At 74.5% G+C, this 15,111-nt stretch carries 12 protein-coding genes; 2 read left to right on the top strand and 10 right to left on the bottom strand.

Going from position 1 to position 15,111, the window contains the following annotated elements:
- Positions 1-42 precede the first annotated feature (42 nt).
- The 6 genes from ABD385_RS15470 to ABD385_RS15445 form a co-directional block, all read right to left on the bottom strand.
- On the bottom strand, positions 43-900 hold the full coding sequence (locus tag ABD385_RS15470) for a hypothetical protein (RefSeq protein ID WP_344576144.1): 858 nt from the start codon (positions 898-900) through the stop codon (positions 43-45).
- A 104-nt stretch (positions 901-1,004) separates the two neighbouring features.
- On the bottom strand, positions 1,005-2,378 hold the full coding sequence (locus ABD385_RS15465) for a protein phosphatase 2C domain-containing protein (protein ID WP_344575906.1): 1,374 nt from the start codon (positions 2,376-2,378) through the stop codon (positions 1,005-1,007).
- 1 nt (position 2,379) lies between these two features.
- The gene (locus ABD385_RS15460; RefSeq protein ID WP_344575904.1) at positions 2,380-4,962 is read right to left on the bottom strand and encodes a serine/threonine-protein kinase; all 2,583 of its coding nucleotides are present in this window, start codon (positions 4,960-4,962) and stop codon (positions 2,380-2,382) included.
- On the bottom strand, positions 4,959-6,269 hold the full coding sequence (locus tag ABD385_RS15455) for a hypothetical protein (protein ID WP_344575903.1): 1,311 nt from the start codon (positions 6,267-6,269) through the stop codon (positions 4,959-4,961). The genes ABD385_RS15460 and ABD385_RS15455 overlap by 4 nt, the downstream gene beginning before the upstream one ends.
- A gap of 150 nt (positions 6,270-6,419) precedes the next feature.
- On the bottom strand, positions 6,420-7,433 hold the full coding sequence (locus ABD385_RS15450; protein WP_344575901.1) for a glutamate ABC transporter substrate-binding protein: 1,014 nt from the start codon (positions 7,431-7,433) through the stop codon (positions 6,420-6,422).
- Between the two features lie 11 nt (positions 7,434-7,444).
- Positions 7,445-8,908 (bottom strand): hypothetical protein, encoded by a 1,464-nt coding sequence (locus ABD385_RS15445; RefSeq protein ID WP_425585405.1) that lies wholly within the window; start codon positions 8,906-8,908, stop codon positions 7,445-7,447.
- 501 nt (positions 8,909-9,409) lie between these two features.
- Between ABD385_RS15445 and ABD385_RS15440 the strand changes: the two genes are divergently transcribed.
- On the top strand, positions 9,410-10,102 hold the full coding sequence (locus ABD385_RS15440) for a FadR/GntR family transcriptional regulator (protein ID WP_344575899.1): 693 nt from the start codon (positions 9,410-9,412) through the stop codon (positions 10,100-10,102).
- A gap of 369 nt (positions 10,103-10,471) precedes the next feature.
- Positions 10,472-10,789, top strand: coding sequence for a hypothetical protein (locus ABD385_RS15435; RefSeq protein ID WP_344575897.1), 318 nt, complete (start codon positions 10,472-10,474; stop codon positions 10,787-10,789).
- Positions 10,790-10,831: 42 nt separating this feature from the next.
- Here the strand turns inward: ABD385_RS15435 and ABD385_RS15430 are convergent, their stop codons facing one another.
- Genes ABD385_RS15430 through ABD385_RS15415 form a run of 4 tightly spaced genes read right to left on the bottom strand, consistent with a single transcriptional unit; the run spans position 10,832 to position 15,100 of the window.
- The gene (locus tag ABD385_RS15430) at positions 10,832-11,824 is read right to left on the bottom strand and encodes an N-acetylglucosamine kinase (RefSeq protein WP_344575895.1); all 993 of its coding nucleotides are present in this window, start codon (positions 11,822-11,824) and stop codon (positions 10,832-10,834) included.
- Entirely contained in the window at positions 11,815-13,203 is a 1,389-nt protein-coding gene (locus tag ABD385_RS15425) for a 6-phospho-beta-glucosidase (protein WP_344575893.1), read from the bottom strand. Before ABD385_RS15425 ends, ABD385_RS15430 begins: the two co-directional genes overlap by 10 nt.
- 7 nt (positions 13,204-13,210) lie before the next feature.
- Positions 13,211-14,116: a carbohydrate ABC transporter permease gene (locus ABD385_RS15420; protein ID WP_344575892.1), complete on the bottom strand. Its 906-nt coding sequence runs from the start codon at positions 14,114-14,116 to the stop codon at positions 13,211-13,213.
- A gap of 27 nt (positions 14,117-14,143) precedes the next feature.
- A complete protein-coding gene (locus ABD385_RS15415; RefSeq protein ID WP_344575890.1) occupies positions 14,144-15,100 on the bottom strand; it encodes a carbohydrate ABC transporter permease in 957 nt (318 codons plus the stop codon).
- Positions 15,101-15,111 lie beyond the last annotated feature (11 nt).

Below are 15,111 nucleotides of genomic sequence, written 5' to 3'. Positions count from 1 at the left end.
CGGTTCTTCCCCCTCCGTACCGTTTCTTCCGGGTGGTACCGATCAGAGCTGATCGTGTTCGTTCGTTGCTGTTTCTCCGGCCGGTGCAGGGGGTTCGGGGGTCGTCCGGGAGCCCTCCCGTTCGACCTCGGCCGCCTGCGCCGCCTGTCGCACAGTACCGGTCGCGGGATCGACGTCGCCCACCACCTTCGCAAGGAGTTTCGCAGTGTCACCGTTCCCCGGGGGGCCGGCCAGCGCCGCCGCGCGACGCAGCTCCGCCACGGCACGGCCGGCATCTCCCCACTTGGCCGCATCCAGTCCCCGCTGGATGACTTGCGCCAGTTCGGACCGTTCTGTGTGGTGCGCGACGTGCGGGTCGATGCGTACCGCGGCGACCGGATCGTCCGTCCACACGGCCCGGACCAGGCCCTGCGCCACGACCCGGGGGGCAGCGCCGTCCGGCGCCGGCAGCAGTACCGAGATCCGGGCGGCGAGCATCTCCCGGCCGAGCCCGGGATCGGGGACCCGCAGGACGAGGTGGTAGTCGCGGGACTCGTCGCCCCAGGGGCCGGTGGGGTAGTCGCCCGAGCGCGGCCCCGCAGCGCTCCGCCGGACGGTCAGGTCCTCGGCGGTGGGCGCCACTTGCCGCAGCAACGCGACCTCGGCACCCAGCGGGGTCCGCACCCGCAGCACGACCCCCGCGGCCCGGCCGAGGGCCGGTCCGGTCCCGGGCTCCGCACCGGCCGCCACCACCGACGCGGGCGACCGCGGCCCGGGCACCGGCCGGCCGCCGGTCGAACCGCCCCCGGTCGAGGTGACGGTGACCACCGCGTGCAGCGTCCGCCCGCCCTCGGGGAGATGCGGGTTGTGGTGCACCTCGACGGTGAACCGCGGCACCCGCGACTTGGCGAAGTTGGCCATGGATGACGTCCGCTCCTTGCGGCCGCCGCCGGCCGGCCGGTCCACCGGCGGGCGGGCGGCCCGTTGGGTGGTGGCCGGGTCCGGCACGTGCGGCTTCGAGGTGCTCAGGCCGATCCTGCCCCTGGCGACGGCGCCGGGAACGGCACCACCGCGACCGTTACGTTGTCGTGCCCGCCGCCGTCCAGGGCGTGTTCGACCAGCACCCGCGCGGCCTGCAACGGCCGGGCCGGCGCGTCCAGCGGCAGCACCGCGGCCAGCGCCTTGGCCTCCTCGGCGTAGTTCCACAGCCCGTCCGTGCACACCACCACGGTCCCCGGCCCATCCGGCCGGAACGCCGCGACATGCGGTTCGACCTCGTACGCGTCCGCGCCCAGCCAGCCGGTGATGGCGTGCGCCCGCTCGTCGGCGTTGGCCTCGGCCGCCGTCATCAGGTTGTTGGCGACCATCTGGGCGGCCCAGGAGTCGTCCTCGGTCAGCCGGACCGGCGCCGCGGTGCGGTCGTCGGGGATCCAGTACGCCCGGCTGTCGCCGACCCAGCCGATGGTCAGCACGTCGGCGCCGACCACGGCGCCGACGAAGGTGCAGGCCGGGGCGTTCTGTTGGCGGTACTCGTCGTGCGCTATCGACGGGTCGGCGGCCAGCGCGTCGACCGCCGCCGAGGCCGCCAGCACCGCGTCGCGCATGGCCTGCTGCGGGTGCTCACCGCGCGGCAGCGACATCCGCAGCGCGCCCGCGGCCCGCTCGGCGGCCACCTCGGACGCCTCGTCCGGGCGGGTCGCCGAGGAGACCCCGTCGCAGACCACCGCGATCACTGCGGGCGAGCCGTCCGGCAGCGCGGTGTCGGCGAGCGCGAAGAAGTCCTCGTTGCGGTGGTGCCGGTGGCCGCGGTCGCTGACCGCCGCGCCGCCGGTCGCCGCCCGCTCCAGATGATCGCGGGGCGGCGGCCCCGCCGGGGCCTTCGGTGCCGTTCCGGTTCCCGCCGCCGAGCGATCGGAGCCGGGCTTCGCAACCGGTCCGGTGGCGGCTCCGCTTGACGCCCCGCCGACCGCCTCCGGCGCCGGCGCACCGGCCGCGCCGAGGTCCGTCGCGCGCTCCGCTTCTGCTTCGGCGCCGGACGCGTCCGGGTCCGCCGCGGAGGCGTCCGCTTCGGCCCGCGGCCCGGTGCCGGCGGCAGCGTCGGCGACCGCCTCGTAGCCGACCACCCGGGGGTCGGCCGGCCGGTCGCCGGCACCGGCCTGCGCCGCCACCGGATCGCCGTACTCCGCGAACGGGAGGCGGGTCGTGGGGTCCGGCGGCGGCGGTCCCACCCGCACCACCGGCCCCGTCGGGTACGTCGCGGCCGGCGGTGTCCCGTATCCGGCGGGTACCCCGTACCCGCCCGACGCCAGGGGATCGGCGCCGCACCGCCCGCAGTAGTTGTCCCCCGCGTCGAGCGGCTCGCCGCAGCTCCGGCACCGGGACGGCCCAGTCACACCCATGTCACACCCATGTCCTGGGGCGGAAGCGGTTGGCCCGCTCCACCAGCTCGATCCTTTCCTCGCCACGCTGCGCGAGGCGCGCCAGCAGGCGGTACGAACGCTCCAGCCCGAACCGCAGCCCGCGTTCGTCCAACGGGCTGCCGAGCAGCGCCGGCCGCTGGTGCGCGGTCGGCGGCCCGACCGTGCCGCCCGACCCCCCGTCACCGAGGGCGCCGGCCAAGGGCCCGTCGCCGTGGCCTCCGGAGAGTACCCAGTCCAGGGCACTGCCCAGTACTTCGGCGGCGAGGAGTTCCCGCCGCCGGTCGTCCAGTCCGAAGTCGGCGAGCGCCTCGACCTGTTGGGCGGCGGCCGTCAGGTCCGGCAGCAGTGGCTCCCGGGGGGAGCGCTGCCGCAGCCGAGCCCGGACCGCCGCGATCCGGGCCGCCGTGTAGTGGATGGACGCCTCCGGCACGGACTCCAGGGCCGCCACCGCCCCCGTCCGGTCACCGGCCGCCAGCCGCACCCGGGCCAACCCGAACGCGGCACTCACGTACCCGCGGTCGGTCGCCCACACCAGGCGGTAGTACTCCGCGGCGTTGTCCAACTGCCCCAGCAGTTCGGCGCTGACGCCCAGCGCCAGCTTCGGCGCCGGTTCACCCGGAAAGGCGTCGTAGACCGCGTCGAAGGCCAGCGCCGCGCCCTCCCGGTCACCGGTCGCCAGCGCCACCAGCCCGCGGTGCCACACCGCCCGCCAGTCCCCGGACCCGTCCACCAGCCCGCCGGCGTCCCACCGCTCCCCGGCGTCCGGCGCGTCCCACTGCGGGGCCGCCGCGTCCCGCCCCAGCTCCAGTTGGGCGCGCAGGGCCCGCAGGCGGACCTCCGGTGAGTCGGTCGGTGCCGCCCGCAGCGCGGCCAGCAGTTCCGCCGGGGTCGCGGCGTGCAGGGAGGCCAGGAACCCGGCCTGGGGGTCGTCCGGATCGACCCGCGGCACCGGCAGCGCCAGCGCCGCCCCCGCCGCGTCGAGGGGGCGCGGCTGCGGCCCCCCGGCCGCCCGCACCGGATCCGCCGGCCGCCGCCCGCGTCCCCGACCGCTCCGGCGGCCGCCCAGCAGCGACGCGTCCCCGGCCGGCGGCGGCAGCGGCTCGGTGCCCACCACCCGCAGTTCCGGCCCGAACAGGGTCGACGGCGCCGGCCGCGGCTCGCCCGTCCGGAGCGCCACCACCTCCCGCAGCACGCCCGTCAACTGCTCGGCCATCTCCTCCGCCGACCCGAAGCGCCGCCCCGGGTCCGGGTCGGTGGCCCGCACCAGCAGCCGGTAGAACGACTCGTAGGAGCGGAACACCTCGATGTGGTCCGGGTCCGGCAGCGAGTCCGCGAAGACGTTGGTGTAGCCCTGGAAGTCGAAGGTGAGGACGGCGAGGGTCCGCGCGACGGTGTACAGGTCGGAGCCGACCGACGGCCCCACCTCGCCGACCTCCGGCGCCTGGTAGCCGATCGTCCCGAACAGCGGGCTCTCGTGGTCGTCCGCCCGCCGCACCGCACCCAGGTCGATCAGCTTCAGCCGGTCGTGCTGCTGGATGGCGTTGTCGACCTTGAAGTCGCAGTAGAGCAACTGCCGGCCGTGCAGGTGCCCGAGCGCCTCCAGCGCCTCGATGCCGTACGCGCACGCCTGCTCCACCGGCAGCGGATCGCGCCGCCCGTGGGAGGTGCGCCGTTCGTTGGCGAGGTCCTTCAACGACGTGCCGCCGACGTACTCCATGACGATGTAGCCGTCCCGACTGCCCGTCGAACGGTCCAGGTGCTCCACGAAGTTGTAGATCCGCACGATGTTGGGGTGCTCGATCGCCGCCAGGAACCGCCGCTCGGACACCGCCGCCGCCAGCGCCTCCTCGTCTCCGGTGTCCAGCAGCCCCTTGAGCACCACCCACCGGTCGTCGACCGCCCGGTCCCGCGCCAGGTAGATCCAGCCCAGCCCGCCGTGCGCCAGGCACCCCGCGACCTCGTACTGGTCGTGCACCAGCTCCCCGGCCCGCAACTTCGGTACGAAGCTGTACGGATGGCCGCACCGGGTGCAGAAGCCCTCCGCCGTACCCGGACGCCCGTCCCGGCCCCGGCCCACCGGCGCCCCGCACTCCCCGCGGCTGCAGAACCGCTTCCGCTCCGGCACCTCCGGGTCGGCCAGCACCGCCGCCAGCGGATCGCGCCGCGGCACCTGCGGCACCGACACCAGCCCGGCCCCCAACCGGCCGCGCGACGCCCCGGAACCGCCCCCGGAGCCCGACCCCGGCCGGCCGCTGCCCACACCGTGCACCACCGGCGCCGTCCGACCGCCCGACCCGCCGCCGGCCCCCGAAGCGCGCCCCGGCAGGTGCGTCCCGTCCGACCGGCGCCCCCGGCCGCCCCCGGACGGCGCCTGCGCGGCGACCGTCGCGTCCCCGACGCCCCTGCGCTCCGTCAACACCGTCGCGGTCGCCGACAGCAGCCCCTCGGGCGACACCACCGGCGCCAGCCCGCACACCTCGCAGTACAGTTCCCCGCCGCCGACGTCCTCGTAGCGCCCCGCGCACTCCCGGCGCTGGCACCGCCCCCCGTCCCGTTCCGTCACGGCTCCCCCCGGCCGTCGCGGACCTGCACGACCATCGCCTCCGCCGCCGCCTCCTGATAGCGCCACACCGCCTGCTCCGCCGCCCGCAGATCGCACGGCGCACTCCACAACATCCGGCGCGCCAGGTCGTACCGCTCCACCAGCAACGGATCCGCCGCCACACCGTGCCGCGCCACTCGCGCCCGGTACGCGTCGAGCCGGCCCCGCAACTCGGCCCGCACCGCCAACGGCGCCGTCACCGCCGTCAACGACTCCCGGGCCCGCTTCAGTTCCTCCTCGGCCCGCTCCTCCAAACCGTCCAGCAGCGGCGACAACCGGTGCCACTGCGACCGGCGCCGGTACTCCGCGGCCGCCGCCAACTGCTCGTGCAGCACCGTCGACGGACCGCTCACCGCCGGCACCTCCGACGCGGCGATCTTCGCCAGCACCTCGCCGCGCGCCTGCCGCGCCTCGGTCAACGTCCGGTCCGCCCGCGACAGCACGTCCCGCACGCCCATCAACCGCCGCTCCGCGTCCTGCCGCACGTCCAGCACCGCAGCCACCTCACGCCGGATGTCCTCCAACGCCCGCGCCGCCCGGTCGTACCGCACGGTGTCCGGCCGACCGCCGCCCGGCGCCGCGCTCCCCGCCCCCGACGACACCCAGAACGCCAACGGATCCACGATCACCTGGGACCGCAACCGCGCCAGCTCCTCCGTGATCCGCTCCAGGTCGTCACCGGCCGGATGCTCCCCGGGCCGCACCCCCACCGAATGCGCCAACGACCGTGTCCGCCGCAACTCCTCGGCCAACAGGTCTATCCGCGCCGGCAACGCCGACCACACCGCGTCCGCCGCCACGATGACGTCCAACGACCGCGCGTACAGCCCGGTCAACCGGTCCACCAGCTCCGCCAGGCCGATCCGCGCCCCGCCGCCCGGCTCCCCGCCGGCACCGTCCGACACCGCGACCGGCGCCGCACCGCGGCCCAGCACCTCCGACAGCTCCGCCAGATCCGCCGCGGACGGCCAACGCCGCCGCGCCCGCACCTCCCGGGCCGCCTCCAACACCTCGGTGTACGCGTCGAACAGCGACCACAGCTCCGTCAGGGACCGCTCCGTCCTCGCCCACCGCTCCTTGGTGACGCCCGACAGGTCGGCGCCCTCCAGGAGCCGACGCCCGGCGTGGTCCTGCAACGCCGACAGCGAGGTCTCGATCGCCTCGTACTCGGCGCCGAGCCGCGCCAGCGCACGGTCCGCCTCCTCCCGGTCCAGCTCCGGGGCGTCGGGCCGCCCCGCCGAGCTGGGGAAGGGTCCAGGGACCCCCATCGATCACCTCTCCAATACGCGTACCGTGCACGGCGGTTGGTGCGCCCGGCTCGCTCGCCGGCCCTTCGCCTCCCCTTTCCCCCGCTCCCGTCCCTCCATAGTGACCCCATCGGACGTTCCGTGGGGCCCCCGACCACGGCCGGGCCACGCTCAGTCGCCGTACTCCGGCGCCGGCGGCCCCGATATGCCCGGCAGATCGGCCTGGAGCCACTTGCGGTACGCCCGCATCCACGCACTGTCGTGGCCCCCGCTGCGGTAGTCGTCCAGGACCTTGTTGACCCGCCGCACCAGATCCGGATCGTCCTTGTTCATCGCCACGCCGTACGACTCGTCCGTGAACGGCTTGCCCTTCAGCTCCACCGTCGGGTCCTGCGCCGCCTGCGCCGCCGCCAACGCACTGTCGGTGACCACCGCGTCCGCCTCGCCCAACTGCAACCGCACCAGGCAGTCCAACTGGTTCGGCGCCGTCAACACCCGTGCACCGTGCGGCTGCTGACGCAACTCCGCCTCCCCCGTCGAACCGTCCGCCGTGCACACCCGCCGCCCGCGCAGCGAATCGTCGAACGCCGTGATCGACGACGCCTTCGGCGCCAGCACCTGCTGCCCCGCCTGGAAGTACGCCGTCGAGAACGCCACCTGCTCCTTGCGCGCACAATTGATCGTCATCGTCCGCACCACCAGGTCCACCGTGCGCTGCCGCACCGCGGGGATCCGCTGGTTGGTCGGCACCGCCTGGAACACGACCTTGGCGTCCGGCCCGAGGATGTCCTTGGCGATCGCCCGCGCCAGATCGATGTCGAACCCCTCCAGCTCGTTGGTGTCCCGGTCCCGGTACCCCCACCGGTAGGTGTTCTGGTCCACCCCGACGACCAACTGCCCCTTCTTCTTGATCCGTTCCACCGCCGGCCCGTCGGCCGCCGACGGCCGCAGGCTCTGGGCCGCGGTCCCCGGCGTGCAGCGGGCCCCCGCCGGCGTCGCGGTCGCCGTCCCCGGCCCGTAGGCCCGGTGCTCCGCCACCGGCCCGGACCCCTCCGGCCGCACCGCCCCGTGCCCCAGCGCCGGCACCAGCACCGTCGCGGTCGCCGCCATCACGGCCATGCCCGCCGCCACCGGAGCCAGCACCGTCCCCAGGTCCCGCAGCCCCCGCCCGCGCGTCCACCGCATCCCCGGCCCCCTCACCGGTACTCCGACAGCCGGCGCCCGACGCCCAACACCGCGGCCGTCGCCGCACCCGCCGCCAACACCGCGGCCCCCGCCGCCAGCAGCGACAACGCCGCCCGCCCGCCGTCCGCCGTCGCACGGAACCGCGCCTGCTCGTGCACCAACGCCCGCCCGAGCCCGGTGTCCACCCGGTCGAACGACGCCCCCGTCGACCCGCTCCCCCCGATGACCTGCGCCAACGCCTGGTCGTAGGCGCCCCGGTCGTCCGCCGCCCGCGCCGCCGCGTGCCGCGTGCGCCACTGCCCGGCCGCCGCCACCGCGTCCCGCACCGCCTGCCGCCCCGCCTCGTCGTCCACCAGCGCCAGCGCCTTCCCCAACTCACCGGCCGCGCTCACCGGCCCCGCACCGGCCGCGCCCGCCAGATGCCCCATCTTCGTCTGGAAGTCGACCTCGTAGAAGTCCTTCTGATCGGCCGTGAGCACCGCCCCGCGCGCCACCAGCGTCAGGTTCTCGTCCGCCCGCGCCCGCAGCGCGTCGATCCGGGCGGTGTTCAGCGCCTGCAACGACCGGGTGCCGTGCTCGTACGCGTCGATCAGCCCGGCCCGTGCCACCGCGTGCCCCACCGTCAACCACAGCAGCACCGCGACCGACGCCACCGTCGCCACCAACAGACCGCGGTTGAGCACCCGGTTGGTGCGCCGGTAGTGGCGGCGCTGCGCCCAGCCCAGCGCCCCGAGGGCGACCACCCCCGCCACCAGCGCGCACCACGGCCACGCCGTGGCCCGGGCCTGGTCGGCGGCCAGCCGCTCCGTCTCCGCCTCGTACAACGCCTGCGCCGCCGGCAGGAGTTCCGTCCGCATCAGCCCGTTCGCGTACCGCAGGTAGGCACCGCCCAGCGGCAACCCCTGCCGGTTGTTGGTCCGGGCCGTCTCGATCAACCCGGTGTACCGCGGCAGCAACGCGTTCAGCCGGGCGATCTGCTTCCCGGTCCGATCCGCGGCGCCGTCCGCGGCCCCCGGCACCTGCGCGCTCGCCGCGGCCCTGACCAGCAGCTGCGACGCCGTCGCGAGGTCCGCCTCGTACCGCTGCCGGGTCGCCGCGGACTCCGTGCCGCCCGCCAGGAACCCGCCGGCCGCCGTGGTGTCGGCGTCCGCCAACGACCGGAAGATGCTCGCCGCGTCCACGGTCAGCGGCTGACTGCGCAGCACGACGTCGTCGGCGGCCGCGGACCGGTCCGTCACCTGCCAGGCGGTCGCCGCACCGAACACCACGACCAGCAGCGCCAGCACCGCACCGATCGCGCGCAACCGCCCCGGCTCGGTCGTGGCGGCGGCCCGCAGCCGGTCGAGCCCCTCGGCCCACGCGGTACGCCGGCGCGCCGACTCCACCGACTCCGCGGTCGCCGCCGCAGGGTCCGCCGCCGCGAACGACGCGGGCGACCCCGAGGACCCCGGGGGCCCCGACGCCTGCGAAGGCACCGACGCCTCCGCGGACACCGAAGGAACCGGAGACACCGACGCACCACCCCCTGATCGCTGACTGCGGGCCGGCCCCGCGCCCGGCGCCCACGGGTACGGGCGCACGGCCGTCAGTATGTCCGGGCCGCCCCAGCAGCACACCGGACTTGACCCGATCTTGTTCGGAACGCCAAACGCCCCGGCACCCCACGGCACCCGCGGGACCCCACCCACCCCTTCCTCCTCCCCCTTCACGCAGGTCCGCGGCACCGCGGTTCCGCACCGGCCCGGGGCCGACCGCCGCCGCCCCGCATTACCCTTACGAGGAGTCGCCGGACATCAGGCGACCGGGAACGGACGCTCCGCCGCCGGCCACCACCCCGAAGGACGCGCGTCCGCCAGTCCCGCACCACGGGACCCGCGCCGCCCGCCCCCGCCGGACCCGTCCGCCTCCCGCGCCGCCCGGAGCAGTCCGTCCCGCCCGACGAACGTCCGACCTGCCGAGAAAAGGGGAGTGATCGCGTGCAGACCGTCCGCAAGGGTCGGGTGTCGCTCGTGGAGTCCGCGACCGACGAGATCCGCGGCCAGATCGTCAACGGCACCTGGCCCGTGGGCAGCCGCATCCCGCCCGAGAGCGCCCTCTCCGAAGCCCTCGGCGTCAGCCGCGCCTCGGTCCGCGAGGCCGTCCGCTCCCTCGTCCACTCCGGCCTGCTCGAACCCCGACAGGGCGACGGCACCTTCGTGATCTCCGACGACGACAGCGCGGTCGCCCTGCGCCGCCGCCTGGAGCGCGCCGAACTCAGCCACGTCACCCAGGTCCGCCAGGGACTCGACGTGGTCGCCGCGCGGCAGGCCGCCAAGCACCGCACCGACGCACAGCTCGCCGGCATCGAAGCCGCCCTGGACCGCCGCAGGGCCGCCCTCGCGCGGCACGACAGCGAGGCGTTCACCGCCGCCGACGCCGACTTCCACGTCCTGGTCGCCGAGGCCAGCGCCAATCCCGTGCTCGCCGACATCTACCGCTCCCTCAGCGCCGCCCTGCGCGAGGAGCTCCGCCGCGCCGCCTGCCTGGACACCGCCGACGCCGACTCCACCGACCCGCACTCCCGCCTCACCGACGCCATCCGCGCCCAGGACCCCCAGGCCGCCGTCGACGCCGCCGTCCTCCTCCTCGCCGGCCACGTGCGCGACCTGGCACTGCCGCTCGACGACTGACGGCCGGGGCGACGACCGGCCGGGCGCTCGGCCGGGGCCGGCCGGTGCGGATCCGAGCGGGGCGGCGCGGGCATCGACAAGGGCCCGGCGGCGGTCGCGCACGAGCCCCGAGCTGCGGTAACTGCGAACCGGCAGTCGCGAACCGGCAGCCGTGAGCTGGCAGCTGTGAACGGGCCGTCGCGAACGGGCAGTCGCGAGCTGGCAGAGGCGAACCGGGACCGAGCTTCGGCGGCGTGCATCGCACCCCGCACGCCCCCGTCTTCGCTCCCGCGCGCCGCTGACGAACCCACCCCCTCCGGCTACGCTGAGTGACGAAGGGTGAGTGGATCCGCCCACCCCGCCGACCCGTGAAGCACTCGGAGGGACGCCATGCGCCGCATCAACCAGCTCCTGACGCCGCTGACCAAGGCCGTCACCCAGACCGCCACCACGACTCCGCACCTCCCCGAACTCCCGCCCCCGGCCAGTGGTTTCCTGACCATCGGCAGGACGACCTACATCGATCTGGCCGGCACCTACCCCCTCTTCCACGCCGCCGACGGCACCCCCACCCCCGTCATCAACGACACCGACCACCCCGTCACCATCATCACGGAAAGTGAGAGATCCCCGTCCGCGGCAGACCTGATCCTCGCCCCGGGCGAACGCACCGAGACCCGCAGGGGCGACTGCGTCCGGGTGGGCTGAGGGCGGGCGGCGCGCAGCGGCGGGCAGGCCCGAGCCGCGGCCTTACGCCCACTCCGACCGCAGGCGCGCGTAGGCCGGTTGGGGTGGTGCCGGGGTCGTCCGGTCCAGGGCGTCCAGGGCGGCGCCGAGGACCGGGGGCGCGGTGACGACGTGGGGCACCGCCTTCGGGGCCCGTTCCGCCAGGAGGTGGGTGAGGCGGTCGTGGAGCAGCGGGTGCCGGGCGGCGAGGACGCCACCGCCGAGGACGACCGGGGTCGGTTCGGCGAGCAGGTCCAGGCGCTGGAGGGCGACGGTGGCCAGCACGGCGATCTCCTCCGCCTGGCGGTCCACGACGGCGCGGGCGACGGGGTCGCCGTCCGCGGCGACGGCGAAGAGCAGGGGGGTGAGTTCGTGCCGGCGACTGTCGGGTATGCGGCGCAGGTGCAGTGCTTCGATCAGCTCCAGCATGGTGGCCAGTCCGAAGTGGGCCGGTAGGGCGCGGGCGAGTGCGCTGGGGGTGCCGCGGCCGTCCTCGGCCCGGGCCGCGCGCCACAGGGCTTCGTCGGCGAGGAAGGAGCCGCCGCCCCAGTCGCCGGAGAGGCGGCCGATGGACGGGAAGCGGGCGGTGGCGCCGTCGTGGCCGAGGCCGACGCAGTTGATGCCGGCGCCGCAGACCACGGCGACGCCCAACGGTTCGGCGCCGTCCGGCAGTCCGGCGCGGAGCAGGGCGAAGGTGTCGTTGCGGACGGTGACGGTGTCCGCCCAGCCCCGGGCGGCGATCTCGGCGGTCAGTCGGGTCACTTCGACCGGCAGGTCGGCGTTGGCGAGGAAGGCGGACAGGTGCGCGACCGGGCCGTGGTCGCCCAGGCCGGCCTGGGCACGGGCGGCGGCGATCAACGGGGCCAGGGTGTCCACGGCCTGGGCGGTGCCCACCACGGGCGGTTGGAAGCCTCCGCCGCGGGACCGGCCGAGGACCCTGCCGTCCGTGGCCAGCAGGGCCACGTCGGTCTTGCTGTTGCCCGCGTCGATGGCGAGGGCGGTGCCGGTCAGGCCCACGTGAGGTGCTCCCGGTTGTGTGCGATCAGCTGGTCGGTGAGCCGGTTCGCGTAGTCGATCTGGCCGATGAGGGGGTGTGCGAGGAGTGCGGCGAACACCCGGTCGCGGCCACCCTTGAGGGCCGCGTCCAGGGCCAGGTGCTCATAGGCCGTGACGTTGGCGACCAGTCCGGCGAAGAGGGGGGCGAGGGGGCGGAGGGGGAGGGGGGAGGCCCCCCGGGCCGACACCGCCGCCGGTACCTCGATCACCGCATCATCCGGCAGGAACGGCAACGTCCCGTTGTTGAGGGTGTTGACGATCTGGACGCCACCGGCCGCCCGAACCGGCTGGACGTCGCCGGCTGCCCGAGCCCGGCCCCCGGCGCTGCCGGTCGTGCCGCCCCCGTTCCCGCCGCCCCCGTTCCCGCCGCCCCTGTTCCCGCTGTTCCCGTTCCTGCCGTCCGCGTTCCCGTCGCCCAGCAGTGACGACGTGAGGGCCACCGCCGCCTCGGAGTAGAAGGCGCCGCCGCGGCGGCCGAGGAGTTCGGGCTTCTCGTCCAGCTCGGGGTCGGCGTACAGGTCGAGCAGCTGCCGTTCGATGGCGGCGACCTCGGCGGCGCGGGACGGTTTGGTGCGCAGTTCCTCGACGACCGCGTCGTGTTGGTAGAAGTAGCGCAGGTAGTACGAGGGGACGACGCCCAGCTGGTCCAGGAGCGGGCGGGGCATGCGGATGTCCGCGGCGACCGCGTCGCCGTGCTCGGCGAGGAGCCGGGGCAGGACGTCCTCGCCGTCGATCCGGACGGCCCGTTCCCAGGTGAGGTGGTTGAGGCCGACGTGCTCCAACTCGATGCGCTCCGGGGCCACCCCGAGCAGCCGCGCGAACTTCCGTTGGAAGCCGATGGCCACGTTGCACAGGCCGACGGCCTTGTGGCCGTGGCTGAGCAGGGCCCGGGTGACGATGCCCACCGGGTTGGTGAAGTCCACGATCCAGGCGTCCGGGCAGCGCCGGCGGACCCGTTCGGCGATGTCCAGGACGATCGGGACGGTGCGCAGTGCCTTGGCGAGACCGCCCGCGCCGGTGGTTTCCTGCCCGACGCAGCCGCACTCCAGCGGCCAGGTCTCGTCCTGGTTGCGGGCGGCCTGGCCGCCGACCCGCAGTTGCAGCAGGACGGCGTCGGCGCCGTCGAGGCCGGCGTCGAGGTCGTCGGTCCAGGTGATCCGGCCCGGGTGGTCCTGCCGGGCGAAGATCCGCCGGGCCAGTGCGCCGATCAGCTCCAGCCGGTCGGCCGCCGGGTCGATCAGGACGAGTTCGGTGACCGGCAGGACGTCGCGCAACCGGGCGAAACCGTCGATGAGTTCGGGGGTGTAGGTCGAGCCGCCGCCGACCACTGCCAGCTTCATATCCGTTTCAGCCCTTCACTCCGGTGAGTGTGACGCCTTCGACGAAGGCTTTCTGCGCGAAGAAGAAAACGACGATGACGGGGGCCATGACCAGCAGCGTTGCGGCCATGGTGAGGTTCCAGTTGACGCTGTGCGCGGTCTTGAAGGACTCCAGGCCGTAGGAGAGCGTCCAGGCGGCCGGGTTCTGCGCGGTGTAGATCTGCGGGCCGAAGTAGTCGTTCCAGCAGTAGAAGAACTGGAACAGCGAGATGGCGGCGATGCCCGGGCGGGCCATCGGGACGACGATCCGCAGCAGGGTGCGCAGTTCGCCGCAGCCGTCGACCTTCGCGGACTCCACGTACTCCTGGGGGATCGTCAGCAGGAACTGGCGCAGCAGGAAGATCGAGTAGGCGTCGCCGAACGCCATCGGGACGACCAGCGGCCAGATCGACCCGGTCAGGTGGAGTTGCTGGGCCCACACCAGGTACATGGGGATGACCACGACCTGGGGCGGCAGCATCATCGTGGAGATGACGAGGACCATCGCGGTGCGGCGGCCGCGGAAGCGGAAGCGGGCCAGCGCGTAGGCGACGGGGATCGCCGAGCAGACCGTGAAGAGGGTGCCCAGGCCCGCGTAGAGCAGCGAGTTCTTCCACCAGTCGAGGAAGCCGGGGGTGGTGAAGACCGCGGCGTAGTTCGACCAGTGCCACTGGTGCGGCCACAGTTCGCCGCTCATCGCCTGGTCGTCGCTCATGACGGAGGTCAGGAACACGAAGACGAACGGCAGGAGGAAGAAGAGGGCGGCGGCGAGGGCGACCGCGTGCACGGCGATCCAGTGCAGCAGCCGTGTGCGGCGGGCGCGGGCCGCCGGGGTGCCGGTGGTGCCGGGCGTACGGGTCCGGGCCGGGCGCCGGGTGAACGTCGTGGTGGTCACGTCGGATCAGTCCTCCGTCATGGCGGTTCAGTCGTCCGCCGGGAGCAGGCCGGCGCGCTTGCGCATCAGCAGGGTGGTCACGGCCATCGCGATGACGAACAGCACCAGGGACAGGGCGCAGGCCGCCCCGGTGTTGAAGTTCTGGAAGCCCAGCGAGTAGACGAGCTGCGGCACGGTCAGGGTGGAGTGGTCCGGGTAGCCGGGTTGGATGACGCTGCCGGGGCCGATGGAGACGCCGGAGGCGAGTTTCCCGGCGACCAGTGCCTGGGTGTAGTACTGCATGGTCTGCACGACGCCGGTGACCACCGCGAACAGCACGATCGGGGTGATCGCCGGCCAGGTCACGTAGCGGAACTTCGACCAGGGGCCGGCGCCGTCCAGTTCGGCGGCCTCGTACTGCTCCTTGGGGACGTCCAGCAGCGCCGCCATGAAGATCACCATCAGGTCGCCGATGCCCCACAGGGACAGCAGGACCAGGGAGGGCTTGGCCCAGTTCGGGTCGTTGAACCACTCCGGGGCGGGGATGCCGAGCGTGCCCAGGATCTCGTTGACCGGGCCGGTCGAGGGGTTGAGGAGGAAGACGAACGCGACGGTGGCGGCGACCGGCGGGGCCAGGTACGGCAGGTAGAAGGCGGTGCGGAAGAACCCGGCACCCGATTTGATCTTGGTGATGAGCAGGCCGATGCCCAGGCCGAAGACCACCCGGAGCGCCACCATCACCACGACCAGCCAGAGCGTGTTCCACAACGCCGGCCCGAACAGCGGCATTTGGGTCAGCACGTAGGTCCAGTTCCGCAGGCCCACGAAGGTGGGTTGCTCGATCTGGTTGTAGTGCATGAACGAGAAGTAGCCGGTGGCGAGCAGCGGGTAGCCGAAGAAGACCGAGAAGCCGACGAGCCAGGGGGAGAGGAACCCCAGGACGCGGAGGCGTTCCCGGAGGTGCTTGCGCCGGAGTTCCGGGGCGGGGGAGGCGGTGGCTGCCATGCGGGGCTCCG

This window comes from Streptomyces lunalinharesii (assembly GCF_039532155.1).
Classification (GTDB): Bacteria; Actinomycetota; Actinomycetes; order Streptomycetales; family Streptomycetaceae; genus Streptomyces; species Streptomyces lunalinharesii.
Note: the sequence above shows the minus strand (reverse complement) of the source record. Positions and strands in the feature narration are given on the sequence as shown.

Bases quoted from the DNA above. Each gene is read 5' to 3' on its own strand.
- ABD385_RS15450 (WP_344575901.1), bottom strand. From the start codon at position 7,433: ATGCGGTGGACGCGCGGGCGGGGGCTGCGGGACCTGGGGACGGTGCTG.
- ABD385_RS15470 (WP_344576144.1), bottom strand. From the start codon at position 900: ATGGCCAACTTCGCCAAGTCGCGGGTGCCGCGGTTCACCGTCGAGGTG.
- ABD385_RS15415 (WP_344575890.1), bottom strand. From the start codon at position 15,100: ATGGCAGCCACCGCCTCCCCCGCCCCGGAACTCCGGCGCAAGCACCTC.
- ABD385_RS15465 (WP_344575906.1), bottom strand. From the start codon at position 2,378: ATGGGTGTGACTGGGCCGTCCCGGTGCCGGAGCTGCGGCGAGCCGCTC.
- ABD385_RS15455 (WP_344575903.1), bottom strand. From the start codon at position 6,269: ATGGGGGTCCCTGGACCCTTCCCCAGCTCGGCGGGGCGGCCCGACGCC.
- ABD385_RS15425 (WP_344575893.1), bottom strand. From the start codon at position 13,203: ATGAAGCTGGCAGTGGTCGGCGGCGGCTCGACCTACACCCCCGAACTC.
- ABD385_RS15435 (WP_344575897.1), top strand. From the start codon at position 10,472: ATGCGCCGCATCAACCAGCTCCTGACGCCGCTGACCAAGGCCGTCACC.